This is a genomic window from Flavobacterium aquidurense (assembly GCF_031458035.1).
Lineage (GTDB): Bacteria > Bacteroidota > Bacteroidia > Flavobacteriales > Flavobacteriaceae > Flavobacterium > Flavobacterium aquidurense_C.
This window is the reverse complement of record NZ_JAVDXR010000004.1, coordinates 286,239-312,557: the sequence shown is the minus strand read 5'-3', so window position 1 is coordinate 312,557 and position 26,319 is coordinate 286,239. Positions and strand designations below refer to the sequence as shown.

General features: G+C 33.8%; 26 protein-coding genes. 20 read left to right on the top strand and 6 right to left on the bottom strand.

The features are described from left to right. Positions 1 to 46 precede the first annotated feature (46 nt). The 13 genes from J2X17_RS08845 (at position 47) to J2X17_RS08785 (ending at position 9,140) form a co-directional block, all read left to right on the top strand. Entirely contained in the window at positions 47 to 1,855 is a 1,809-nt protein-coding gene (locus tag J2X17_RS08845) for a type VI secretion system Vgr family protein (RefSeq protein WP_310296640.1), read from the top strand. Between the two features lie 11 nt (positions 1,856 to 1,866). Further along, entirely contained in the window at positions 1,867 to 2,214 is a 348-nt protein-coding gene (locus J2X17_RS08840; protein ID WP_310296638.1) for a hypothetical protein, read from the top strand. A gap of 5 nt (positions 2,215 to 2,219) precedes the next feature. After that, on the top strand, positions 2,220 to 3,716 hold the full coding sequence (locus J2X17_RS08835) for a hypothetical protein (protein WP_310296637.1): 1,497 nt from the start codon (positions 2,220 to 2,222) through the stop codon (positions 3,714 to 3,716). After that, complete coding sequence (locus J2X17_RS08830) at positions 3,716 to 4,309, top strand: hypothetical protein (protein WP_310296635.1); 594 nt, start codon at positions 3,716 to 3,718, stop codon at positions 4,307 to 4,309. Before J2X17_RS08835 ends, J2X17_RS08830 begins: the two co-directional genes overlap by 1 nt. Positions 4,310 to 4,389: 80 nt before the next feature. Beyond that, entirely contained in the window at positions 4,390 to 4,644 is a 255-nt protein-coding gene (locus tag J2X17_RS08825; RefSeq protein ID WP_310296634.1) for a hypothetical protein, read from the top strand. A gap of 4 nt (positions 4,645 to 4,648) precedes the next feature. Continuing rightward, positions 4,649 to 5,224: a hypothetical protein gene (locus tag J2X17_RS08820; RefSeq protein WP_310296632.1), complete on the top strand. Its 576-nt coding sequence runs from the start codon at positions 4,649 to 4,651 to the stop codon at positions 5,222 to 5,224. A 70-nt stretch (positions 5,225 to 5,294) separates the two neighbouring features. After that, complete coding sequence (locus J2X17_RS08815; protein WP_310296630.1) at positions 5,295 to 5,642, top strand: hypothetical protein; 348 nt, start codon at positions 5,295 to 5,297, stop codon at positions 5,640 to 5,642. 6 nt (positions 5,643 to 5,648) lie between these two features. Further along, positions 5,649 to 6,236: a hypothetical protein gene (locus J2X17_RS08810; RefSeq protein WP_310296629.1), complete on the top strand. Its 588-nt coding sequence runs from the start codon at positions 5,649 to 5,651 to the stop codon at positions 6,234 to 6,236. Between the two features lie 63 nt (positions 6,237 to 6,299). Next, entirely contained in the window at positions 6,300 to 6,485 is a 186-nt protein-coding gene (locus J2X17_RS08805; RefSeq protein ID WP_310296627.1) for a hypothetical protein, read from the top strand. Continuing rightward, positions 6,482 to 7,219 carry a hypothetical protein gene (locus J2X17_RS08800; RefSeq protein WP_310296625.1) on the top strand — a complete coding sequence of 246 codons (738 nt, stop codon included), beginning with the start codon at positions 6,482 to 6,484 and terminating at the stop codon, positions 7,217 to 7,219. Before J2X17_RS08805 ends, J2X17_RS08800 begins: the two co-directional genes overlap by 4 nt. 6 nt (positions 7,220 to 7,225) lie before the next feature. Then, a complete protein-coding gene (locus tag J2X17_RS08795) occupies positions 7,226 to 7,813 on the top strand; it encodes a hypothetical protein (RefSeq protein WP_310296623.1) in 588 nt (195 codons plus the stop codon). Positions 7,814 to 8,221: 408 nt separating this feature from the next. Further along, positions 8,222 to 8,443, top strand: a complete 222-nt coding sequence (locus tag J2X17_RS08790; protein ID WP_035684497.1) for a hypothetical protein — start codon at positions 8,222 to 8,224, stop codon at positions 8,441 to 8,443. 406 nt (positions 8,444 to 8,849) lie between these two features. Continuing rightward, positions 8,850 to 9,140 (top strand): hypothetical protein, encoded by a 291-nt coding sequence (locus tag J2X17_RS08785; RefSeq protein WP_310296620.1) that lies wholly within the window; start codon positions 8,850 to 8,852, stop codon positions 9,138 to 9,140. A 19-nt stretch (positions 9,141 to 9,159) separates the two neighbouring features. Here J2X17_RS08785 and J2X17_RS08780 read toward each other — a convergent pair whose 3' ends face one another. After that, complete coding sequence (locus J2X17_RS08780; protein WP_310296792.1) at positions 9,160 to 9,351, bottom strand: HepT-like ribonuclease domain-containing protein; 192 nt, start codon at positions 9,349 to 9,351, stop codon at positions 9,160 to 9,162. A 137-nt stretch (positions 9,352 to 9,488) separates the two neighbouring features. Continuing rightward, positions 9,489 to 9,791 carry a nucleotidyltransferase family protein gene (locus J2X17_RS08775; protein ID WP_310296619.1) on the bottom strand — a complete coding sequence of 101 codons (303 nt, stop codon included), beginning with the start codon at positions 9,789 to 9,791 and terminating at the stop codon, positions 9,489 to 9,491. 472 nt (positions 9,792 to 10,263) lie between these two features. Between J2X17_RS08775 and J2X17_RS08770 the strand changes: the two genes are divergently transcribed. Beyond that, positions 10,264 to 10,725, top strand: coding sequence for a hypothetical protein (locus J2X17_RS08770; protein ID WP_310296617.1), 462 nt, complete (start codon positions 10,264 to 10,266; stop codon positions 10,723 to 10,725). 578 nt (positions 10,726 to 11,303) lie between these two features. Next, positions 11,304 to 14,210 carry an FAD-binding and (Fe-S)-binding domain-containing protein gene (locus J2X17_RS08765; RefSeq protein WP_310296615.1) on the top strand — a complete coding sequence of 969 codons (2,907 nt, stop codon included), beginning with the start codon at positions 11,304 to 11,306 and terminating at the stop codon, positions 14,208 to 14,210. Between the two features lie 224 nt (positions 14,211 to 14,434). Here the strand turns inward: J2X17_RS08765 and J2X17_RS08760 are convergent, their stop codons facing one another. Continuing rightward, on the bottom strand, positions 14,435 to 15,586 hold the full coding sequence (locus J2X17_RS08760) for a Gfo/Idh/MocA family protein (protein WP_310296614.1): 1,152 nt from the start codon (positions 15,584 to 15,586) through the stop codon (positions 14,435 to 14,437). A 453-nt stretch (positions 15,587 to 16,039) separates the two neighbouring features. Next, positions 16,040 to 17,197: a Gfo/Idh/MocA family protein gene (locus J2X17_RS08755; RefSeq protein WP_310296612.1), complete on the bottom strand. Its 1,158-nt coding sequence runs from the start codon at positions 17,195 to 17,197 to the stop codon at positions 16,040 to 16,042. 419 nt (positions 17,198 to 17,616) lie between these two features. On the opposite strand from J2X17_RS08755, the gene J2X17_RS08750 reads away from it, so the two are divergent. Next, on the top strand, positions 17,617 to 19,548 hold the full coding sequence (locus J2X17_RS08750) for an amino acid permease (protein WP_310296611.1): 1,932 nt from the start codon (positions 17,617 to 17,619) through the stop codon (positions 19,546 to 19,548). 461 nt (positions 19,549 to 20,009) lie between these two features. Here J2X17_RS08750 and J2X17_RS08745 read toward each other — a convergent pair whose 3' ends face one another. After that, on the bottom strand, positions 20,010 to 21,212 hold the full coding sequence (locus J2X17_RS08745) for an aminotransferase class I/II-fold pyridoxal phosphate-dependent enzyme (RefSeq protein ID WP_310296609.1): 1,203 nt from the start codon (positions 21,210 to 21,212) through the stop codon (positions 20,010 to 20,012). 520 nt (positions 21,213 to 21,732) lie between these two features. Here J2X17_RS08745 and J2X17_RS08740 point away from each other — a divergent pair. The 4 genes from J2X17_RS08740 to J2X17_RS08725 all read left to right on the top strand — a co-directional run bounded on the left by J2X17_RS08740 (position 21,733) and on the right by J2X17_RS08725 (position 25,405). After that, a complete protein-coding gene (locus J2X17_RS08740; protein ID WP_133527175.1) occupies positions 21,733 to 22,188 on the top strand; it encodes an Lrp/AsnC family transcriptional regulator in 456 nt (151 codons plus the stop codon). Between the two features lie 279 nt (positions 22,189 to 22,467). After that, the gene (locus J2X17_RS08735; RefSeq protein ID WP_310296606.1) at positions 22,468 to 22,713 is read left to right on the top strand and encodes a hypothetical protein; all 246 of its coding nucleotides are present in this window, start codon (positions 22,468 to 22,470) and stop codon (positions 22,711 to 22,713) included. Between the two features lie 580 nt (positions 22,714 to 23,293). Continuing rightward, positions 23,294 to 24,697, top strand: a complete 1,404-nt coding sequence (gene lpdA / locus J2X17_RS08730; RefSeq protein WP_072975931.1) for a dihydrolipoyl dehydrogenase — start codon at positions 23,294 to 23,296, stop codon at positions 24,695 to 24,697. A 162-nt stretch (positions 24,698 to 24,859) separates the two neighbouring features. Further along, positions 24,860 to 25,405: a lipocalin family protein gene (locus tag J2X17_RS08725; RefSeq protein ID WP_310296604.1), complete on the top strand. Its 546-nt coding sequence runs from the start codon at positions 24,860 to 24,862 to the stop codon at positions 25,403 to 25,405. A 397-nt stretch (positions 25,406 to 25,802) separates the two neighbouring features. Here the strand turns inward: J2X17_RS08725 and J2X17_RS08720 are convergent, their stop codons facing one another. Further along, on the bottom strand, positions 25,803 to 26,180 hold the full coding sequence (locus tag J2X17_RS08720) for a DoxX family membrane protein (RefSeq protein ID WP_310296603.1): 378 nt from the start codon (positions 26,178 to 26,180) through the stop codon (positions 25,803 to 25,805). Positions 26,181 to 26,319 lie beyond the last annotated feature (139 nt).

Genomic DNA, 26,319 nt, shown 5'->3' with positions numbered 1-26,319 from the left:
TTGAGATAGTGATAGATTTATTATAGAACAATAAAAATCAAAAATCATGTCAAAATTCTCAGAACAAGTTCATATTTCCATCAGTTCTTTTAGTCAAAATATAATTTATTATGATTTGAAGCTATCACAAAAAATGGCCGATCATCACTATTTTTCGTTTGTCTGGCAGTATACCGGAAGGGCAGTAATACCTCCCGAAGATCAGGCAAAAGCGGTTGCCAAATATATAGGAAGTGAAGTGATTTTTACCTTCCAAGTCAACGGAATCAGATTAATGTCTAAGGGGATTATTGAAAACCTGAAATCGATTGATAAGAATGGAAGCCCGGTTGGACTACATGTAACCGGTGTCAGCCATACCATTGTTCTTGATGATATGGAGAAATCCAGAATTTTCCTGAACAAAAACCTTCAGCAAATTGCACTGGAAATTTTTGCCGAAGAAAGTTCCGGGGAGTTTTATCAAAGAGAAGCGATCAAGCCTTCTTCTACCAAAACTTTTGCCTGTAAACCGCAATACAACGAAACGAGTTTTGCTTTTATAAAACGGCTTGCTGCTCGCAATGGTGAATGGCTTTATTTTGATGGGATGCGAATGCAGTTTGGGCAGACAAAAACCAGCAAAGTAGAACTTATCAGCGGGTCGTCGCTTCATGATTTTACATACGAAGCAAATCTGATTTCGAATAAGATTTCATTAGGAGGTTACGATTATAATTCGGCAGCAAATATTCGAAATTCATCAGCCAGAACTGCCACTGGAAGTCAGGATAGGTTTGCCATCTCGATGGGATGGAATCAGGGTGCCGTGACGAATTCAGATTTAAGTGTTGGTACCTATACCAATAATGCGCAAAATAAGGAAGAAATAGACGAAATGATTAGGCTCCAGACTGCGGGCAGTAATGCCAACAGTATTTTTTACAGCGGAATCTCCTATTTTCCTATTGGTGTGGGTCAGGTTTTTGTTATTCATAACGGAGAGGTCAGACATGATTTGTTAGCCATTGAAGTTATCCATCATTCAGAGGTAAATGGAAATTACCGTTGTGAGTTCAGGGCAATCCCCTCAGATGTTGAAGCACCGCATTATACAGATGTAAAAGTATTCGCAGTAGCCGAAACCCAACCCGCCAAAGTAACCGAGAACAACGACCCCGAAGGACTGGGCCGTGTAAAAGTTCGGTTTTACTGGAACGGATGGGGAACCGAAAGTGACTGGATGCGTGTAGTACAACAATATTCTGGTCCGGGACGAGGCTCATATTGCAGACCCGAAATAGACGACGAAGTATTGGTAAGTTTTGAAGGAGGAAATGCAGAACGACCGTATGTTTCCGGTTCACATTATAACGGACGGGCAAAACCGGAGTTTTTCGATTCGAACAATATGATAAAAGGCTGGAAACTAAGATTCGGTCAATTATTCAAATTCATAGAAAAAGTGGGTATCTGGCTCTCAGACCCAAGCGGGAATGAAATTCATTTGGATCAGGAGAATAAAAATATAAATGCCACTACACCAGAAACCTTTACAATACGTGCCAAGAATATCATTTTTGAAGCTACTGAAAGTATTACTTATAGTGCCGGAACGCATATTTCAGAAAATGCGACTTTGAATAAAACAACAATTGTTGGTGGGGTTTTGAATACGAATGTAACTGGAGATAATTTTTTACATGTAGTTGGTGACAGTCATACAGATATTGATGGAGATTCTCATTCAGATGTTAAAAAAGGAAGAAATGTCGCGACGGAAAATAAAATTATCACGCGAAGTGAATCAGGACATGAATTTCATACCGATAAAGAAATAAAAAATAACAGTAGCGAAAATACCAGTCAAAATTAAAATAGCATCAAATGAATGAAACACGCAAAATGATTGGAGATCTATTAATAATTAATCAAGGTAATTTCATCGTTGAATTTATTAATTTAAAAAATAATGCTGCGTTTTGCTTCATGCAAAATGGAGTCCAATACTATGACCCGTTTGACAATTCGATGATAAGTTATCCAAGTGCCTTAGTTATGGATAGAAAAGTTTATAGTTTAAAAAAAATGGGAGATGAAGTTAAGATAAAAAGTGGAACAGCAATATTATTACCAATAAGAGAAATTCAGGAAATTGCCAACAAAACATTTTATGAAGACGGGCAATTTCACGCCATAGACTTTTTAACTTTCACTATAACCGAAGAAAAATAAATTGTATGTCAGAATATATAAGAGTAAAAGGAAATATTTATGAAAAAACTGGCGGAGTCTCAAAAGTCTTCGCCAAAGAAGGAATTGAGCATAACTCTAATGGAAAAATAGAATATTTTGCGGAAAGCTATAGCTACGGAGAACCGGAAAAACCACCTGTACGTGAAAATAAAATTACTTTCTCAGGTTGGTGGAGCCAAGATTATGAAGGATTAAGAAATTTACAAGAAGATACCAGAGGGCGCAAATCCTCCTTGGGAAAAACGGTTTATTTTCAACTCACCGTTAGTGATAATATTCCATTGGGAACTCCCATTGTATTTCAGCTTTGGGATTATGATACCGGAATGTTTATAGACTGTCTGAATCCTGATGACGACAAATTTAATGGCAAAAAAGTATATAGAACTGCTGTGGTTAGAGAAGTTGAAGGAAAACATAGAATAACAATAGAACTTTATTTAAAACCAGAATGGAACCCAGACTTAATTGCAGACAAAGGACCTGCTAAAGATGCGTGTTTAGATTTTTACTGGAATTGGGAATATAATGGCGAACCTTGGACCTCTGAACCTAACTATCTCAGTGTATATCCTTCAGAAACTACTTTGTTTATAAAACCAGCTATTAACGACAATCGTTACGGGCTTCCTGAAATTTATTCTAACACAGGTGCTACAATTTTATATGCTCTAGAAAAGACACCAAACGGTACTGTAAAAAAGTTTTCGATGGTTAAACTTCGTACGATAACCACGTTTAAATTTCAAGCTGATATAAACAAATTTAAAAGAGAAATTTACGAAGAAGCTATAAACTTAGGAACTAACAGGTTAGAATCTGCGAGTTACGTCGTTGAGGAAGGAGCTTCATTTTTTAAAGCACCCAAAAACTCTTCTCAAATTTATATCGACGAACAAATCATCAATATCCCTATAGAAGCAAGAGGATTGCTTGCAGTACGCAATTTTGGAGTGAAGACTTTAAAATTTGCCAAGGAAGCAGCACATTATTACGGGCAATATGAGATACTAAAAGAGATGAAGGAAATGATACCGGAGCTAAGCAGTAACGAAAAATTTAATATGCCTTCGTTATCTACTTTTGTGGGTTTTATACCTCAATTAGAAGTTGTTGCTTTTGGTGTCGAAGTGGTAGGCTGGATGGTAGCCGAATCACTTCGAGAATCTAAAGAAATTGTAGACGAGAGTATGTGGGCAGATTGGCAAAATGCAAAAGGAAAAGGATTGAGGTATGCTCAAGATTTTATGCGAAGTTCTTGGGCGAGAGATCATAAATTTAATAGTATGTATATTGGCCAATCTATTTTAGATAACGTTCTAAAAGGAAAATTTAAAACACTCACAGAATTAAGAAATCAAAATGATAATGATCGCTGTAATAAAAATCACACATTAATACATTACAAAATAAATGATGAAACTACGGATAAAATATTTGACATAATAGACTCAATATATATTAACGAACAAGAATACTAATGACAAAAAGAAGTTTTATAGGAATAATGGCTTTATGCTTTTTAGGATGTAAATCCCCAAACTCGCCCTATTTCAAAGAAATAATTTCAGAAAAAAACATTACAATTACAACAATTCGGACTGATACAAATACAGATAGTTTGTGTTTGAATATTCCAATAGAATTTATGTTAGATTTAAACTCTTCAAATATAAAATCGGTAGTTATTTACTACGTAATAGATGATAAACAATTAATGGATGTAGAGGATTTTTTAATTTATAACGGAGAAAACAATAAAATCATGTATGTAATGGAAGATTTGGAAGAGAATATTTACCCTCAAAGTATCTACATTCTTCAAAGAAAAAATAGACATATCGGAAAAGAAAAGGCAGAGAGCCTATTAAAAAAATACAATCCAACAGCTTCGATAAGTAACATTAAATTTGGGGATACTATAAAATTAGTTTCTTATAAAAAATATATCCAGGATAATCCAGAATTTATAAAGGAAATGAGAAAAGTGCCAGATTCTCTTATTTTGAGTATTGGTTTTAGTGGAGGAAAGTCAAAAGTTGTAGGAGAAAAAATTAAGTGGTTGGATAAATAATAGCCGAATCACTTCGAGAATCTAAAGAAATTGTCGATGAAAGTATGTGGGCAGATTGGCAAAACGCAAAAGGGAGAGGATTGAAGTACGCTCAAGATTTTATTCAAAGTTCTTGGGCTATTGAAAATGGTTTTAAGTTTATAAAGATTAGTAAGGAACTCCTAAATAAATTATTAAAAGGGGAAATTAAAACTTTAGAAGAGTTAAAAAATATCAAATTTAATGAAAAACAAAATGAGTTTTCAGAAAAATACACCATTTTCTACATTGAAATCTACGACAACGAAATTGATAAATATATTACAACAATTGATTCCATATTCATTAATAATTAACATTATGAGATATCCCATTATTGCCTTTATGATTTTATTTTCTTGCCAAAATAAAAATAACATTACGTTAAAACCTGTTGTGAGTAATGAAAGTGTATTTATGAAAGCAAATTATAGACATCCCGAAAAAGATAGTATTATACTAGATTTACCATTAGAATATAAAATAATAAACAATTCATCTAAAGAAATTGACAATTCTGATATACTAATTACACATAATGGACATAGTTTGAGTTATTTAGATGATTTTATTGTTTTTGATAAAAATCAGTATTACAGTAATAATTTTTTGGAAACCAAAAAAAAAATAAAACAGAAGGAGCAATTACATATAATTATTAGAGAAAATTATATTTATATATCAAAAAAAGAAGCTTATCAGATTTTAAAAAAATATAATATAGATCAAAATTTGCTTAAAACAACAAAAGCAGTTAAAATTGTGAATTTCAATAAATTTATAATTGAAAATCCAGAAATAATGAATGAAATTAATAAGAGTAATGATTCAATATTGTTGTCAAATTTTAATAAAGGAACATTGATTTTTATAAATCGAAAAAAAATAAATTGGTAATATTTTTTGATTCATTATATGGTATAAAAAATTAGAAGTAGTCGCTTTTGGAGTCCAAGTAATAGGCTGGATGGTGGCAGAATCATTTAGAGAAGTAGATGGAATTGTTAACGAAAGTATGTGGGCAGATTGGCAAAACGCAAAAGCAAGAGGATTGAAATATGCACAAAATTTTATACAAAGTTCTTGGGCTATTGAAAATCGTTTTAATCTCATAGAACTAAGTAATGAAATGGTTAATAAATTATTGAAAGGTGAGATTAAAACTTTAGAAGAATTAGAGAAATTAAGAGAAAGTCAACTAATTAATAATAATTATAATCGTGCTATATTTAATTATTGGGCTTTTTATCATACAAATGAGAATGAGGACACCGACCAAAACATAACATATATAGATTGTATTATCATAAATTAAAAAATCATGAAACATACCTACATTAATATTATACTGTTTTTATCATTGATGTCTTGCGAATCTAAAAAACCTATAGTAGTAAAACAAACTATATCAAATGAAATTGTAACGATTCTTCCAAGTTTAAAAAATCCTCTGATAAAAGATAGTATTGTTATATCTATTCCTACTGAATTTGAAATAACAATAAATTCCTCTAAGCTTATAGGTCTTAGTTTGTACTATAAAATTAATAAAAAGACATTAATAGATCATATTTTCGATTACCAAGTTTATAACAAGCAAAACAAAACAGAGCCGATATACTCATTTGAATCTTTATCAACCGATAAACCAATTAATATTATTATAAAAGAAAGAAATCATTTAATTTCAAAAAAAGAAGGCTATGAGTTATTAAAAAAATATCATATAAAAAGGTCTATAGATAATTTAAAATTTGGAGATACAATAAAATTAGCGCCTTACAATGAGTTCAGAAAAAAAAATAATTCAATAATTAATGATTTAAAAAAAATTAATGATTCAATATTTTTTAGAGTAACAACAGGTAAAGAGAAACCTTTAATTATTAAAGAAAAAATTAATTGGTAATATAATGGCGAACCTTGGACCTCTGAACCTAACTATCTTAGTGTATATCCCTCAGAAACTACTTTGTACATAAAACCTGCTTACGAAGGTTATGGTTTTCCAGAAATAAGAACAGCTGATGGACAAATTGTAGTATTTTCAAAAGGAATAATTGCTGTTGAAGAACCGTCAAAGGAATTAGAACATGTAATGGAAACTATTTTGGATGATATAAAAAGTAAAGCCATCACCAAAGTTAGGAGAAGATGATAACCTATAGTGCCAAATTACGCTACTCTATAGCTGTAAAACAGCTTAAAAAAGGCTATTTGACAAACAATTTAGGTAAGATAGAATTTAGCCGCAGGCTTTATACACAGCCTGTTTTTGACAACGAAGGCAAGCTTTACGAAATAACTAAAGCAACTAATTTTGGTTATAAAAAGGAAGGAAAACTTGTAACAACCAAAGGAATAAGCCAACTAGATTATTTTAGAGAAGTTGGTGTTCGGAATACCATTGCAAAAGCTTCTAAAGAACTGTTAGGATTTTTTGAATTTTCAGACATCATCAGTTATGTAATGGATGAAAAACCAGAAACGATTATGACAGGTTTTGCACCCGCAGATTTTGTGGTTGCCGTGTTAGCTCCTGAGATTTTGAATTCTATAAAAGAAACTTGGGACAATGTAGTTTATGAACTAGCAGAAAAAGCTAAGGATAAAGGGATTGCTGGGATTAATGATTTTTTGCAAACAAGTGGAGGACAAGAACTGAGATATGGTTTTGGCATTACACAAATAACGCAAGAAATATTAAACAAACTACTAACAGGTAAAATTAAAACTATAGATGAATTAAAAGATTTAAAAGATAACCAGATGATAAAAAATAATTATAATCAATCAATTTTTATCTATAGTGTTTTTTATTACAAAAAGCAACAAGAAAACAAAGATGAAGACACAATAACATTCATAGATTCTATTTTTACAAATAATTAATAAAAAATGAAAAATACATTCCTATATATATTAGTTCCTTTAGCATTAGTTTCTTGTAAACACAAAGAACCTATTGCAGTTCAACAAATAGCTTCTAATGAAATGGTAACTATCTTACCAAATCTTAAAAACCCTCAGATAAAAGATAGTATTCCTATTAGTATTCCTACTGAATTTAAAATAATGGTGAATTCTTCTAACCTTATAGACCTTGATGTTTTTTATCTTCTTGACGGCAAGCGTTTGTTAGATGACTTTATTGATTATCAAGTTTATAATAAAAAAAATAAAAGAAAACCTATACATACATTAAAGCCTTATTTATCATCCGATAAACCAATTAACATTATCATAAAAGAAAGAAATCATTTAATTTCAAAAAAAGATGCTAACGAATTACTTAAAAAATATGATATAAATCTGTCCTTAAACAATTTAAAATTTGGTGATACTATAAAACTAACAACATATAATAAATTTAGGATAGATAATAAACAACTGATTAATGGTTTCAATAAAATTAGTGATTCCATAATATTTGTTGTGTGGTCAAAAGGGGGCAAAACAATTTATAAAAAAAAAATAAATTGGTAATATGATTTACATTCTAGAAAAATTAAGAAAAACAATACTATATACAAAATATGATAGAAGAAAAAGATTTTAGAATATTAAAAAATTCTATTCTTATAATAAATGCATTTACAGAACAAGTTCCCCGCTAGCGCGAGCGTCCCGCTCGTGAACACAAAGCAAAAGCAAAATAATAGGCACGAGCGTGACGCTCGCGCCAGCAGGGGAATGTACGAGTCCATATTGGTAAGGAAATCACACCCCCCGCTCTTCGAAGTCTTCTTGAAACGGAAAGTTTTGCTGTGCGAAGTCTCCCGACTTCGTACCCGCTCCAATATTATATCGCTAATCAATTACGATAAAATGAATATTATCATCTGATTGAAAAATATTTTTCTTAAATTAGAGAAACAATTAAATTCAAAATACATGAATCCATCAAAAATAATAGGAATAATTCTAATCGTTATTAGTCTCGGTGTGGGATATATAGGTATCAATAAAATAGCTGATAATACAAAAGAAATTAATTTTTTAGGACTAAAAATTAATGCATCCAACGAATCCGGTAAACAACAGGGATACCTTTATTTAGGGCTGGGCGTCATTTTACTTGTGGGCGGAATTTACACTGTCAACAAATCAAAATAAAGTGCTGTAAGTACAACTTCAAATTTATCTTTGAATATTTTTTATAAATTTCTCCTTACTGATTTTTCTTCGTCATTTAATTCAATAATATAAACTCTGGTGCTTAGTTTTATATTTCAAAATTTGGTTCTACTGGCTAATTTTTCTTAAATTTGGGTAAATGAATTATTCGAAATGGGTAGTCACACACTCATGTTGTCCATAACCAAATCAGCATACGGATTATTTAAGTAAACTATTTATAACCTCGCTAATCAATCTCAATCTTGCATTGACTGAATACTTTGGAGAAGAAATAGATAAACAACATATCGATAGCTTTATATGCGACTTATTCGAGAAATTATCCAAGCGAGATTTTCAAACAGATGATAAAGATGTTAGAGTATACATATATCAGTAAGACATGAGTTACGAAAAAATCAAAGAAGAATTTATTAAAGGTGCGGAAGAGTATATAAACGCAAAGCGCAAACCGTTCGAAAAATTATCAGGTAGCGAACTAGAAGCTGCAAAATATCATTATCTGGATGATTTTCAAGATTACATCACTCACTTAAACTTTACATTATACAAATTGATTGACGAGCATTTGATATCTTTTCAAACCCTTGAAGAGGCAAATGCTTTCCAGGATTATATGAAACCGACTTTTGGTATGCTTTCTATAAAATTTACAGAAGGACTTATGGATTAAATTTCAGGAAGTGCCTTAATTATTCGCCAAGTAACTCTTCTACTTCTTTTTGTAAAACAGGTAAATTTCTAATTACAATTCCCCAAATTATATCATCAGAAACTGAATCATATCCGTGAATGATTCTATTTCTAACATCGACAATTTTTCTCGAGTTAGAAATTACAATTTCACTGTCAAGTTTTAAAATACGGTTCATCGCTTCTCCAATAATTTCAATATTTCTTTCAACGGCTCTTTTGGTTCTTAAGTCATTTTGATAAACCTCAAAAAATTTTGGAGTATCGATATAATTAACTTTCTATTTCATTGATTGAACTTAAAATGTCATAAAGCCATGTTTTAATATTATTGTCCATAAATCAATTGTTTTTTTTGATTTATAGTTTTTCTGAAAAAAGGATTTTTTATTGCTTTTTCTTCAAGTAAATCAACACTTCTTTTGAAAATCTTTTCTAATGAAAATTTCAAATCATAATAATTATCTCCATAATCGAGAACATCTAATTGTTGGAAATCAACGATTAAATCAATGTCACTTTCGGGATTAAATTCATCAGTCAAAACTGAACCAAAAGCATATAATGATTTTACTTTATGTGATTTACATAAATTTAAAATATCTTTTGTATGACTTTCAATTAAATTCATTTTATCTATTTTTTTATAAAAGTAATAAAAACAAATTTAGATGTATAATATATTCTAAATTTCCTCAATTTTGGGCGTATTTGTGCTTGAAAATATTTTTTTTAAAAAAAACTATAATATAGCATGTGGGGTCGAAGTCAGGAGACTTCGAACAGTGCTAGAGTGTTTAAATTCAAAATCATAAAGCTTCTTATGAAACCAAACTCCCTAGCCCTGATAGAAGTGGAAATCCTTTTGTGTGGTCCCGAAGCCTCGGAACCCCCTGCTGGCGCGAGCGTCCCGCTCGTGCGCGCAATCTATATTACTAAAAGAATCTAAGCGTTCACGAGCGGGACGCTCGCGCCAGCAGAGTAATTCATTAAGCCAATAAAAGCTGTTTTCTAAAGTGTTTATTTGAAGTTGAAGGGTTTCTTTCTAATATCATATATTTGTTTAAGATTTTAAAAAAAAGTAGAAAGAATTAATTTAAAAAATGAAACAGTTTAAAATTCAATTTATAATTTCAACAAGTATTATTTTAATAATTGCCTTCCTTGTTTCTATAAGTGATTCGGTATGGCTAAAAATGTTAGTTATTCCATTACTGTTTTTATCTGCTTTGGTAAACGCAGTTTTTTCAGTTGTTCTGTATTATCTCAATAATAAAGTGTCAGTCTTCGTTTCATTAGGAATCTTTATAATAAGTGCATGGCTTTTGCGGGTAATAAATAAAAACCATGACGAATTTAGTAATTATGAAAACTGGCAGTTCTACCATCATCAACAAATAATTTCAACTAAATTAGATTTAATTATTGGCAAAAATTTGGATTGGTTTCAATTTTATTTAGCCCTGATTTTGCTAAACATTTTTTCGGGTTTTATTGGGTTTTTAATAAGTTACTTTAGAGAAAGAAAAAATGAAAAGCTGAGTTTAGAAGAGGAAAATAGTTAGTAAACTCATAGATGGTGCGACTGTCGCGCTCGTGTGCGTAAAATAAATCAGGCGAGATAATTGTGACTTCAGAGTGTATATAATGATTAGTAATTGTAAATATTTTATGAGGGCCTTGTTTGGTAACTATTTCTTATCAATTAATTTTACAACCTTTTTATGAAAAAAAAATGCCCTAGCCTTGATGGGAGGCACAAAAGGATTTGGAAGGACAGCAGGACAAGAGCGATAGCGACTGACGAAGTAAATAGATCCTGATAAAAAATGAAATTCCAATCTTTTAAAATTCCAAATTCCATATTTTTGCGTATTGGTTTTGTTGAGGCTTCGTTTTCAAAAGTCTTCTCCCTATCCCAAAACTTCGGGAAGGGACGCCCAGGGTTACAATTCGGTTAAATTTCAATAAGAAAAAATCCAAAATTCCAATTTTTCACATGTTTATTAATGTTGAAATTCAGTTTTCAAAAACCTTCGACTTCGCTGAGGATGACAATCGTAGAAAAAACCTTAGAACCTTAGCTCCTCAGAACCTCAGAACCTAAAAAAAAAGTATTTTTGTGAAATCATATTCAGCAAAAATGTCACTACAAAAGGATTTAGAACAATTATCAGCATCGTTGGAAGGAACACTTTTATACGATGATCTTCATAAAACACTTTATTCGACCGATGCTTCGGTGTACCGGATTAAACCAAAAGCGGTTGCGGTGCCTAAAACGATTGCAGATATTAGTAAACTGATTCGGTTTGCGGGGGAGCATCAAATTTCGATTACGCCAAGAACGGCGGGAACTTCGCTAGCCGGACAAACGGTGGGTGACGGAATTGTGGTCGATGTTTCGAAAAACTTTACTAAAATCCTGAATTTCGACCCGATAAAAAAAACAGTTACGGTGGAACCTGGCGTGATTCGTGATGAACTGAATTTGTTTCTGAAACCTCATGGCGTGTTTTTTGGCCCGAATACTTCGACTTCCAACCGCTGTATGATTGGCGGAATGGTGGGCAATAATTCTTCAGGAACGACTTCGATTCGCTATGGCGTGACGCGCGATAAAATTGTGGAAATCAAAGCGATTTTGAGCGACGGATCGGAAGTGGTTTTTAAGGAACTGACTTCGGCGGAATTCATCGAAAAAACCAAAGGCGATACCTTAGAAAATAAAATATACAAAAGCGTTTACGACGAACTTTCGGTAAAAGCAACGCAGGACGAAATTGTAAAAGAGTTTCCGAAACAGGAGATTCACAGAAGAAATACGGGTTATGCGGTTGATATTTTACTGAAATCGGATTTGTTTGGCGGAACGGAACCAACAATAAATCTTGGAAAATTACTTTGTGGAAGCGAAGGAACTTTGGCCTTTACTTATGAAATTACGTTAAAAGTAGACGATTTACCGCCGGCCAATAATATCATGGTGGTGGCACATTATCATAGTATTCAGGAATCGCTGGAATCTGTTGTGGTAGCGATGAAACATCATTTGTACACCGCAGAAATGGTCGACGACACGATTTTAGATTGTACAAAAACGAATCGCGAGCACATTAAAAACAGATTTTTTTTGGTTGGAGAACCAAAAGCGATTATGATGTTTGAAGTGGCTTCGCACGACGCGCAAGATGCCGAAAATCAGGCAAATGCTTTAATTGCCGATTTAGAGAAAAACAACTTTGGTTACGCACTCGTAAAAATTTACGGAGCGGATATTGAAAAAGTAAACGAACTTAGAAAAGCCGGCCTTGGACTTTTAGGAAGTATAGTAGGAGACGACAAAGCAGCCGATTCTATTGAAGATACAGCAGTTGAGTTGAGCGATTTACCTGCTTATATTGCGGAGTTTTCGGCGATGATGCTGCGTCACGGACAAGGTGCGATTTATTATGCGCATGCGGGTGCGGGCGAACTGCATTTGCGTCCGGTTTTGAATTTGAAGAAAACATCTGACTTAAAATTATTTAGAACCATCGCGACCGATGTGGCGATTTTGGTAAAGAAATACAGAGGTTCGCTAAGCGGGGAACACGGCGACGGAATTGTTCGTGGCGAGTTTATTCCGTTTATGATTGGCGAAACGAATTATGAATTGCTGAAACGTATTAAACTGGCTTTTGATCCGAATTCGGTTTTGAATATCGGGAAGATTGTGAACGCTTTAAAGATGGATGAAAACCATCGCGTGGTTTCGGGCAGGGTAGAACCGGATATTAAAACATTTCAGGATTTCTCAGATAGTTTAGGGATTTTGCGTGCGGCCGAAAAATGTAACGGTTCCGGCGATTGTAGAAAATTGCCATCGGCAGGCGGCGCGATGTGTCCGAGTTATCGTGCGACCAAAAATGAAAAAGAAACAACGCGTGCGAGAGCGAATGCGTTACGTGAATATTTGACCTATTCGGAAAAAGAAAACAAATTCGACCAGAAAGAATTATACGAAGTTTTTGAGTTGTGTGTGAGCTGTAAAGCCTGTGCCAGCGAATGTCCGAGTAATGTGGATGTTGCGACTTTAAAAGCCGAATTTTTATACCAATACCAAAAAGCAAATGGTTTCTCAACCCGAAATAAGATTTTTGCCCACAACGCAAAACTGAATAAAATGGGAAGTTTGTTTCCGTCGATCACCAACTTTATTTCGAATCAATCCTTCGTTAAAAAAAGTATGGGAATTGCGCCTGAGAGACAAGTGCCGCTTTTGGCGAAAAAGACTTTCAGAAAATGGCATGAAAATCATAAGCCTACAGTTACGGATTTTCCGAACGGAAGATTGTATTTGTTTGTAGATGAATTTACCAATTATTATGATGTAAATATAGGAATCGATGCTTTCGAATTATTAACCAAATTAGGTTATCAGGTTCTGGTTATCGATCATGAAGAAAGTGGAAGGGCTTATTTATCTAAAGGTTTTTTAGAAGAAGCAAAAAAAATAGCCAATCATAATGTCCGCATTTTTAAAGATTTGGTTTTAGGCAATGCGCCTTTGGTTGGTATTGAACCTTCTGCCATTTTAACTTTCAGGGATGAATATCTTCGCCTGGCTGATGATAAGGAAGAAGCTGAGAAGTTATCCCGAAATGCTTATACAATCGAAGAATTCTTTAAAAAAGAAATTATCGATGGTAAAATTAAACCGGATTCATTCTCTGATGAAAAGAAAGAAATCAAAATTCACGGACATTGTCATCAGAAATCATTAAGTTCTGTTGAAGCGACTTTCGCGATGCTGAATTTGCCGACAAATAATGCGGTTACGATTTATAATTCGGGCTGTTGCGGAATGGCAGGATCTTTCGGTTACGAAAAAGAACATTATCAAGTGAGTATGCAAATGGGAGAAGATACTTTATTCCCAAAAGTGCGTGCCACCGCTGAAAATGTAAAAATTGCCGCTGCAGGAACGAGCTGCCGTCATCAAATCTATGATGGAACGAGTAGGGAAGCGCAGCATCCGGTGAGTATTTTGAGAAGCTGCCTGAAATAATTTTAGATTTTAGAATGTAGATTTTAGATTTTTGTTTAGCCACAGATTAAAGGATTAAAAGGATTTTTTCACGCAGATTTGGCAGATTTTAGCAGATTTAAAAAGATTTTTTTTAGGCTTAGTAAACAATAATCTGCGCTTATCTGCTTAAATCCTTTTAAATCTGCGTGAAACAAGAAACTCAGCGTCAATCCGCCTAAATTCGTGTCATCCGCGTGCTAAAATTACAACGAGATTTTCTTCCCGGTTTCAGCGGCTTTGTATATCGCGTTTATGACTTTAATGTCTTTTAGACCTTCTTCGCCAGTGATGTGGCTTGGGAGTTTTTTGTTTTCTAAGAGCACTTTTGCGATTTCATCCATTTGTGTTTGCTGTTGGTTGATTGCGGGAAATTTTAATGGACCTTTTGATGTTTTTCCTTCGTAGGGACCATAACTTAAAGAAGGGCTTAATTGAAAATTACCTTCATCTGCAGTTGCATAAATTCGGTCAATATAATAACCAACAGAAGAATTGCAATTGGCCATTGCACCGCTTGGAAATTCCATTTGCCAGGAAATACTTTCTTCCGTTTCTGAGAATCTGTTTTTATCATTTACGGTTCCGAATTGCGCTGTTACGGCGATTGGTTCTTCGCCTAAAATATAACGGCTTGCCTGAATACAATAAATCCCCAAATCCATTAACGGACCACCGCCGGATAATTTTTTATTTAACCTCCATACGCTTGGATCATTTATATCGACAGGCTTTTTGGCAATCGTATCATAAGTTTTATATCCCAGAGATGTTTCTATGTATCTAACTTTTCCGAAGACTTTTTCTTGCCCCAATCGCTTAATTTCCATGTGTGTTGGTTCATAATGCAAACGATACCCAACAGCTAACTGTACCTTATTATCGTTGCAGGCTTTGATCATTTCTTCACATTCTGCGGCAGTAATTGCCATAGGTTTTTCGGTAATAACATGCTTTCCGGCTTTTGCAGAACGAACAACAAAATCTTTGTGCATGCTGTTTGGCAGTATCACGTAAACTAAGTCAATATCTTTGTTATTGGCGATCTCATCAAAATTTTGATAGTTATAGATGTTCTTGTCGGGTATGTTATATTTCGCTTTCCATTTAGTCGCTTTTGCGGGAGTACCGGTAACGATTCCGGCAAGCGTACAGTATTCAGAAACCTGAAGCCCTTTGGCTACCAGATCAGCATAAACTCCTAATCCGCAAAGCGCAACATTTAATTTTTTTCCGGTATAAGGTATTTTATCAGGATCCGGTGCAGTTAAAAAAGAGGGGAGTGTTGTTATGATCACGGAGGCTCCAACACCTGCCCCAAATTTATTTACAAATGATCGTCTTGAAATTTTTTCCATGTGGTTTGGTTTTATAGTAATCGTGGTTTATTAATAGGTGTTTTTTTGAGAAATATTACATTAGTGGTTTTTGTAAAATGCTCATTAAAAAACAATTATAAATTGTAGTGTGTGATTTACATTTATCATAATGTAACAAATGTAATAAAAGAAGCAAGATTTATTATGAAGGTTTAAAACAAAAAACTGTGAGAATTTTTCTAATTTGTGAAAAATTATAGAAGTGTATTTTAAAGGAGAGATGGCAAGCGGATGGTAAGCCTTTGGCAGGGATTGATGCGGTTTTTTTGCTAGTCTTTGGCAGTTTTTCACGCAGATTATCGCAGATTTAAAAAGACTTTTAATCTTAGTAAATAAATAATCTGCGCACATCTGCTAAAATCTTTTAAAATCTGCGTGAAAAAATAAATCTGCGGTAACCCGCATTAATCCCTGTCATCCTCGGGCCATAAATTACGTCAACGAGATTTTTTTTCCGGTTTCAGCGGCTTTGTATATCGCGTTTATAACCTTAATATCTTTCAGGCCTTCTTCGCCGGTAATGTGGTTTGGTAATTTTTTGTTTTCTAATAATAATTTCGCGATTTCATCCATTTGTGTTTGCTGTTGATTGATTACCGGAAATTTCAATGGACCTTTTGATGTTTTTCCTTCAAATGGTCCGTAGCTTAACGCTGGAGTTAGTTCAAAGAAACCTTCATCTGCGGAAGCATACAATCTGTCAATATTGTAATTTACAGAAGTATTACAATTGGCGACGGCGCTACTTGGAAATTCCATTTGCCATGAAATACTTTCTTCTGTTTCAGAAAAAATTTGTTTGTTGTATACAGTGCCAAATTGTGCCGTAACAGCAGTTGGCTCTTCACCCAAAATATAACGGCTGGCCTGAATACAATATACCCCTAAATCCATTAACGGTCCGCCTCCTGATAATTTTTTGTTGAGTCTCCATTCGTTTCGGTCATTTAGATTAACAGTGCTTTTTGTATCACGAGGATCGTGGATTTGATAACCAAGAGAAGCTTCTATAAATCGGACTTGTCCAAAAACTTTCTCCTGCCCGAGTCTTTTAATTTCTAAATGAGTTGGTTCATAATGCAAGCGATATCCAATCGCTAACTGGACATTATTATCGTTACAGGCTTTAATCATTTCTTCGCAGTCTTTGACTGTAATTGCCATTGGTTTCTCGGTAATGACATGTTTTCCTGCTTTCGCAGAACGGATAACAAATTCTTTGTGCAGACCATTTGGAAGAACAACATAAACCAAATCGATATCTTTGTTTTTGATGATTTCATCGAAATTCTGATAATTATAAATGTTCTTGTCGGGTATATTATATTGGGTTTTCCATTTTTCAGCTTTAGCTGGAGTTCCGGTAACGATTCCGGCAAGATTACAAAATTCAGAAACCTTAATTCCTTCTGCCAGCATTGAGGCGTAATTTCCTAATCCGCACAGTGCGATATTTAATTTTTTTCCGGTGTAAGGGATTTTATTTTCTTCCGGAGCAGATAAAAAAGAAGGAAGAGTTGTCATGATAACAGAAGCGCCAACGCCAACACCAAATCTATTCACAAACGATCGTCTTGTCATTTTTTCCATGTAGTTTATCTTTTAAATTAAATATCAATTTATTAGTAAGCACTTTTTGATAAATGTTACATTTGTGTAGGGATATGTAGAAAAATGGAACGCGGATGACACGGATTTAGGCAGATTGGCGCGGATTTTTTTTAAATCATTTTAATCTTGTAATCTGTGGCAAATATTTCACGCAGATTTTAAAAGGATATTAGTAGATGCACGCAGATTTTTTACAATTAATTTTTAAATTAAATCTGCTTAAATCTGCCAAATCTGCGTGAAACAAAAACTTCATGCCTTAGCGCCTTAGTGGCAAAAAATAATTCCCATTAAAACAAAATGGTTTTATATATTTGAAATCAGGATAATTTTTGCATTATTTGCAAAATAAATCCACAAAGACCGACATAAATTAATTTTAAAAAGCAAAATCATATATGGCATTATCAGGTTTATTCCGAAAAAAAACGGTACAAGATATTCTCAAGCAAGTTGCAAAGAACGAAGCAGATGGTCATAATGCATTAGGAAAACATTTAACGACCAGGGATTTAACTGCTTTTGGAATCGCGGCAATTGTTGGAGCGGGAATTTTTAGTACCATCGGAAAAGCAAGTGCCGACGGTGGACCAGCCGTAATTTTCTTGTTTTTATTTACGGCTTTGGCTTGTAGTTTTGCTGCTTTTGCTTACGCCGAATTTGCCTCGATGGTTCCGGTTTCAGGAAGTGCTTATACCTATTCTTATGTAGCTTTTGGAGAAATTATCGCCTGGATTATTGGTTGGGCATTAATTATGGAATATGCTGTCGGAAATATAACGGTTGCCATATCGTGGAGTGATTATTTTACCGGACTGCTCCAGAGTGGCGGTATTCATTTACCACAATGGATTCAGATGGATTATTTAACAGCCTCAAACGGATTTAAAGACGCTACCGCTTTAATGCAGGGCGGAAAAACATACGAAAATTTAGGATCAGGATTACAAGCGGCTTATACAGCCTGGACAACAGCACCAACAATTGGTTCTTTTCATTTTGTTGCTGATTTACCAGCTTTATTCATTATTGTTTTAATTACAGCTTTGGTTTACCGCGGAATGAAAGAATCTCGTAACGCGAGTAACGTGATGGTTGTTGTAAAACTTTGTATTGTGCTTCTAGTAATCGCCGTTGGTGTATTTTATGTAGATACAGCTAATTGGGATCCGTTTGCACCAAATGGAGTTAGCGGAGTTTTAAAAGGAGTTTCTGCTGTTTTCTTTGCTTATATTGGTTTTGACGCGATTTCTACAACTGCTGAAGAATGTAAAAATCCACAGCGTGATTTGCCACGCGGTATGATGTGGGCCATTATTATTTGTACTTTATTATATATCGCTATTGCCTTGGTTTTAACTGGAATGGTGCGTTATAACGAATTGAATGTTGGAGATCCTCTTGCATTTGTTTTCGATAAATTAAACTTAAAATGGATGTCTGGAATTATTGCCGTAAGTGCCGTAATTGCGATGGCGAGCGTTCTTTTGGTTTTCCAAATGGGACAACCTCGTATCTGGATGAGCATGAGCCGTGACGGTTTGTTGCCAAAGAAATTTTCTACTGTGCATCCAAAATTCAAAACACCTTCATTTGCTACAATCGTTACTGGTTTTGTGGTTGCCGTTCCGGCTTTATTTTTGAACTTAACAATGGTAACCGATTTATGCAGTATAGGAACTTTATTTGCCTTTGTATTGGTTTGCGCGGGAGTTTTAGTATTGCAAAATAAACCTGAAATTCCAAGAGGAAAATTTAAAACACCTTATGTGAATTCGAAGTATATTTTGCCGGTTTTAATGATTGCCGGAATATATTACGCCTTTGCTTTCAACAATAAAGCGACAATGGCTTTTATTAATAATGAAGCACAAACAAACGATGCAACGACGATTATTACATCTTTAGATAAAGAACAGTCAGCTAAAGTTTTCAATTATTTGGAAAGCATCGACGTCAAAAATAAAACGGCCGAAACTTCAGATTTAGAACATTTATTAAGCCAATACCAGGACGACGACGCTAAATATGCTGAGGTTGTAAAAGGCTTGCCAATCAACGATTCTCTAAAATACGAATCAGGTTTCAGTTTGTTCAAACACAAAATCCCAATGTGGATTTTCCTTTTCGTTTTAGTTGGATTAGCCGTTTGGTCGTTTAGACAAAACTTGTCTTTAATTCCGCTTTTAGGATTAATCTGCTGCCTGTACATGATGGCCGAATTAAGCGTTTGGAACTGGATTTACTTTACAGTTTGGTTGTTAATCGGATTGTTGATTTACTTTACCTATAGTAGAAAAAATAGTAAGCTGAATACGATTGAAGCTTAAGATGTGAGGAGTAAAAAGTATATGTGAAAAGCCGTTTTGAAATTAATCAGAACGGCTTTTTTATTTTATTTTTTCACGCAGATTTGGCAGATTAAAGCAGATTTAAGTAGATTTTTAAGTTTATAGCAATAAATAAATTTGCGCTGATCTGCCTAAATCTTTTTAAATCTGCGTGAAAAATTCTGTGCTCTCTAAAAAAAATCCGCTAAGAGAAAAATCTCCAGCGGATTTAAACAAACAAATTAAAAATCTTGCAAATTTATATATAAAGAAATGTTTGCCTTTTTAAGTTATTATTTTGTTTCACGCAGATTCTGCAGATTAAAGCAGATTTAAATAGATTTTTTTTAACTTGAGCAATATATAAATCTGCGCTCATCTGCTTAAATCCTTTTAAATCTGCGTGAAATAACTTAGTGTATCTCTGCGAAAACCCTCCTCGAATCTCTGCGAAATATAGATTACAAAATCCCAAGCTCAACCATACAAGCTTTCATCATCTCATAAGTACGCTGAATATCATTATCCAACCCAATAGAAAAACGAATTAAGCCATCTGTCAATCCCATTTCTGCTTGTTCCTCTAACGGAATTTCACTAGAAGTTGAGGTTCCCGGCGCGCTGAAAAGTGTTTTATAAAAACCTAAACTTACCGCCAAATACCCTAAGTTTCTCGATTGCATCAATTCCATTAGTTCATTGGCTTTCTCCAAAGTGCCAACGTCAATGGTCATCATTCCCCCAAAACCGTATTCCGGATTAATCATTGTTTTATAAAGCTCATGACTAGGATGACTTTTCAATCCAGGGTAAACCGTTTTTAAACCATCCGCTTCAAATTGATCTGCCAGAAAATGCGCATTATGACTGTGTTGTTTGATACGGATATGAAGCGTACGAAGATTTTTCATTACCGAAGCCGAACGTAAACTGTCCATTGTTGGGCCCAAAAGCATGCTCGCTCCGGAGTTTACATTTTTCAATGAATTGATAAATTCTTTAGAGGCGCAAGTCACACCACCAACCGTATCGCTGCTTCCGTTAATGTATTTCGTCAAACTGTGAATCACGATATCAGCACCTAATTTTGCAGGCGAAACTGATAATGGCGAAAATGTATTGTCAACCACCAATTTCAAATTATGCTTTTTGGCAATTTTTGCCAAGCCAGCAATATCAGCCACTTCCAATAACGGATTACTTACCGTTTCACAGTAAATAACTTTCGTATTAGGCGTAATCGAAGCTTCTACAATATCCAATTTCGTAATGTCCACAAAGCTCGTTTCAATTCCGAATCGGGGTGTAAAATTCTTCAAAAAAGCATACGTTCCGCCATAAATAGTTCGGCTGGAAACAATATGGTCGCCCGCACCGCAAAGCTGCAATAGGGTAGGCGTAATGGCTCCCATTCCAGAAGCTGATACGTTTGCCGTTTCCGTTCCTTCCATCGCTGCCAAAGCCTGATCCAAATACAAATTACTTGGCGAAGAATGGCGCGAATACAAATAACAGCCTTCCATGTTGCCTTCAAAAGTATCGAACATCGTTTTAGCCGAAAGGAAAGTATAAGTAGAAGAATCAGAAATCGAAGGATTCACACCTCCAAATTCCCCAAAGTATTGCAAATCCTGAATTTTATCAGCTGGGTTAAAGTTTTTCATATGTTTTTAGTTTCAAGTTTTTATTTGTTTCAAGTTTCAAGTTGTTGGAACCTTATTAATCAAGCTTTAATTTTTAACCATTTTCATTGGAATTTGGAATTTAAAATTTGGGATTTGATTTAATCAGGAGCTATTTCCAGCTTTCCGTTTCAAGTCCTCATAAAAAAGGCAAAGTTTCTAATGGTCTAAAAAGAGCTTCCGCTGGTCGCTTTTTTAGACCAAGAAACTTTTGCCTTTTTTACTCCGGGCTTTACTCTTCAAATGAAATTCACTGAACTCCGATTAAAATAAAAGTATAGTGAAGTAATCTGGGCTAGGGCACTCGTTTTCAAAAGAAAATCAGTTCAAAATAACATCTATTAAGAAAATTAATCAATAATTGTTTTGATAATTAGATTTTAAAACTATAAAGTGTTATTATAATAGATTTTTAATTTAAATTTGTTTGATAAAACCCAAATCAATAGATTTTTTTTCATCGCATCAAAAATCAACAATCAACAATCAACAATCAACAATCATGACCTTAGACGCCACTGATAAAAAACTCCTGGTTCTATTACAAACCGACAGTAAAAAAACAACCAAAGAATTGTCCTTAAAGCTGAATCTTTCGGTAACAGCAGTTTATGAAAGAATCAAAAAACTAGAGCGCGAAGGAATTATCAAAAACTACGTTGCATTGGTTGATAAATCAAAGATTGAAAAAGGTTTTGTGGTTTTCTGTCATTTAAAACTCATTCAGCACACCAAAGAATTCTTAACAAAATTCGAAAGCGAAGTCATCAAACTAAACGAAGTTTTAGAGTGTCACCACGTAAGCGGAGATTATGATTACATATTAAAAGTATTGGTAAAAGACATGGAAGCTTATAGAGAGTTTTTGGTAACAAAACTTACAACGTTACAACATATAGGAAGCACACAAAGTACTTTTATGATTAGTGAAGTGAAGAATTCGACAGTAATTTTCTAAGATGCTAAGATTCTAAGTTGCTTAGGTTCTAAGTTTAGGTTCAATGGTTTTTTTGTTTCAGGTTGTTTTACTTTGTGTCCTTATCTTTGCCAGCAAATTTTAGATAAGCCTTTGTGCATCTTTGCGTAAACCTTTGCGAACTTTGTTGTAAAATGCCCAATACAAAATAAAACTTAGCGAACCTTTCGTAAATCTTAGCGCCCTTTGCGGTAAAATTTACAAACCAAATTCAAAATTCAAAACGAAAAAGCCGTAAATTTGATTTTAAATGCAACGATAATGGAAACGAAAGAATTAAGACGTAAACTCATAAAGGATTTTGGTAAATTCATTGAAGACGATTCTAAATTAGAGATTTTGGAAAGTGTTTTTGATGCCATAAATAATGATGAAAAAAAAACAATAGTTTCCGATTCCCATTACGATTTAGTTGCTGAAGAAAGAGAAAAGTATATTTCCGGAGAAAATCAGTCAAGTTCCTGGGAAGAAGTGGAGAAACGCTTGAATGCTAAATATAGTTTTTAAGATTATTATTTTACCATTAGCAGAAAAAGAAATTGACGAATCTATTGAATTTTATGAAAGTAGAAGTAAAGGTTTAGGAAAGCAATTTCTGCTTTACCTAAAATCTTACTTAAAAGTTTTAAAAACAAATCCCGAATTTTTCGAAATTAAAAAGCAGCCTTGTTTTCGCGAATTAACATTGGTTAAATTCCATTTGTCATTATTTATGAAATTAGCGGAAATGAAATAATTATTCATTCTGTTTTTCATACCTCACGAAATCCTCAGAGGAAGCCGTAACTTTAGGTACAAAGGTTCAGAGGAGCAAAGGGACAAAGGTTTTTTTGTTTCAGGTTTCAAGTTTCAGGTTGCTCCGCCTTGTGGACTTAACTTTGCTTATCAAAAATCAAAAAAAAAAACTTTGCGACTTCGCGACTTTGCGAGATTAAAAAACAAAAAACTTAGCGAACCTTGCGTAAATCTTAGCGCTCTTTGCGGTTAAGCCCTCCCCATAAAATTCACACAAAAAACATTGAAATTTAAACTTTAAACAAAACTTTATTCCTTAATTTTGTATCGCTAAAAATAAAATAGACAAACTATGAGTTCATTTGACGTAGTCATTATAGGTTCAGGTCCTGGCGGATATGTATCAGCAATTCGTTGCGCACAATTAGGTTTCAAAACAGCAATTGTAGAAAAGTATAACTCTTTGGGCGGAACTTGCCTTAACGTAGGTTGTATACCTTCAAAAGCATTACTTTCTTCTTCTCATCATTATGCAGAAATTGCTCATTTCGCAGATCACGGAATCGAAGTTTCTGGTGATGTGAAAATCAATTTAGAGAAAATGATCGCGCGCAAACAAGCAGTTGTAGATCAAACCGTAGGTGGAATCAACTACTTAATGGATAAAAATAAAATCACTGTTTTCAATGGTTTAGGTTCTTTCGTAGACGCAACGCACATTGCAGTTGCAAAAGCAGACGGAACATCTGAAACTATCGAAGCAAAATATACTGTAATTGCTACAGGTTCAAAACCATCTTCTTTGCCTTTCATCAAAATTGATAAAGAAAGAATTATCACTTCTACTGAAGCTTTGGCTTTAAAAGAAGTTCCAAAACACTTGGTGATTATTGGTGGTGGAGTTATCGGAATCGAGCTTGGACAAGTTTACTTGCGTTTAGGAGCTCAGGTTTCTGTAGTAGAATTCATGGACAGAATCATTCCGGGAATGGACGGAGCTTTGTCTAAAGAATTGACTAAAGTATTGAAAAAACAAGGAATGAAATTCTACGTTTCTCACAAAGTAAAATCAGTTGAAAGAAACGGCGATGCTGTTGTAGTTCAGGCTGAAAATGCAAAAGGAGAAACGATAACTTTAGAAGGAGATTATTCATTAGTTTCTGTTGGTCGTCGTCCTTATACAGACGGATTAAACGCAGACAAAGCAGGAGTGAAAATTTCAGACAGAGGACAAGTAGAAGTAAACGATCATTTACAAACTAACGTTCCAAATATTTACGCAATTGGAGATGTTGTTCGTGGAGCAATGTTAGCACATAAAGCGGAAGAAGAAGGAACTATGGTTGCTGAAATCTTAGCAGGTCAAAAACCACATATCGATTATAACTTAATTCCTGGTGTTGTTTACACTTGGCCAGAAGTTGCTGCAGTTGGACAAACAGAAGAGCAGGTTAAAGCTTCAGGAACTGAATATAAAGTGGGAAGTTTCCCTTTCAAAGCTTTAGGTCGTGCAAGAGCAAGTGGAGATTTAGACGGATTCGTAAAAATCATTGCTGATGCTAAGACCGATGAGGTTTTAGGAGTTCACATGATTGGAGCACGTACAGCTGACTTAATTGCTGAGGCAGTTACTGCAATGGAATTCAAAGCTTCTGCTGAAGATATTTCAAGAATGAGCCACGCGCACCCAACTTTCGCTGAAGCGGTAAAAGAAGCTGCATTGGCTGCTACTGATAATAGAGCATTACACGTATAAACTACGTAAAATAATATTTTAAAAACCCATCGGAATCTAATTTCTGATGGGTTTTTCTTTTGCTGTAATTTTATGGTTTATATAATATAAAATTCAAAAATAATTTTGTAAATTAGATGAACAATTCTGATGCTATCTTTACTTCGATAAAAAGATAACATTATGAAAAATAAATATATAGCTCCAATTCTAATAGGAGCAGGAATTGCATTTGTACTTACTTCGTGCAAAGCAACCATACCAAAAAAAGCAACTGCAGTCACCAATTTTGACAAAGCAAAATATTTGGGAAAATGGTTTGAAATTGCAAGATTAGATTATAAATGGGAGAAAAATTTAAACAACGTAACTGCCGAATATTCCCTAAAGGATGATGGCACGATTAAAGTTGATAACAGGGGCTATAATGTCAAAAAAGACAAATGGGAAGAGAGCATAGGGAAAGCCAAGTTCGTCAAAAAGGACAATGTAGGTATGCTTAAGGTCTCATTTTTTGGTCCTTTTTATGCTGGTTATAATGTAATTGCAATCGACTCGGATTATAAATACGCGCTTGTGGCTGGCGAAAGCTTAAAATACATGTGGATACTTTCCAGAGAAACTACAATTCCTGAAAGTGTAAAAGCAGATTTTCTTATAAAAGCCCAGGAAATAGGATATAACGTTACCGATCTTGTTTGGGTAACTCACGATAAAACTTATCGCTAAATTCTATAAATAACAGCATTTTATCAAATAAATTATTAACCATATAAGTTCATTTAAGAGATTATAAGCTAGATGTTTTCTGAAGTATAAAGTTAAAATATAAGAAAAATTGAGCAAAATTTTAAATGAACTTATATTTGAAATGAATTTTCACCAAATATGAGTTTTTAGTTTTCTTTTAAATAAGACAAAAGTTTTGACCCAAAATATTTAAAAATATTTTTAACTTATATGATTTTTTTAATCACTAATTGATTAAAATGTTAAAAAAGCTTCTATGACTTATATGGTAAAAATTAAATCCTGATTATTTTAGAACATAGCCAAACTAATTATAAAAATAAAACCCGACAGTTTTAAAACTGTCGGGTTTTTTTATGTTAATGTGAAAATAAATTTATGCAGTGAAAATACTTTTATAATTATCCCAATATCTGTAAATCAAAAATAAATTGGCAAGGAATAATATTCCTGCAAGAGCCAACCCCGATGGATTTAAAAAATAGTTGATAAACAGAATGTTAACCGTAATAGGTAAGATCAAAATATTGGCTAAAGTTACATAGCGGCCAGTTACAAAAGCAATTCCGCAAAGCAATTCAATTGATTTTGCCAAAGGCATTAAATATGTAGAAGCCATTAAACCAGTATTAAAAGCTTTAAAATCATCATTTGTTGCTGGTTCTGCCGGCATCAAATGGAAGAAAAAACTAATAGAGGCAAAAAGAAACAACAGACCAATTAAAACTCGGACAATTATGGTAGCAATTTTCATAATACTAGGATTTTTATAGTTAAAAATATATAATTATTTACTGATAAACATTGCAAATTACAACTCTCTATAAAATGAAAATTTGTTTTTGAGGCGGTCTTTATTGAGAATCTTACAATCAATACAGCCCTATTTTGGG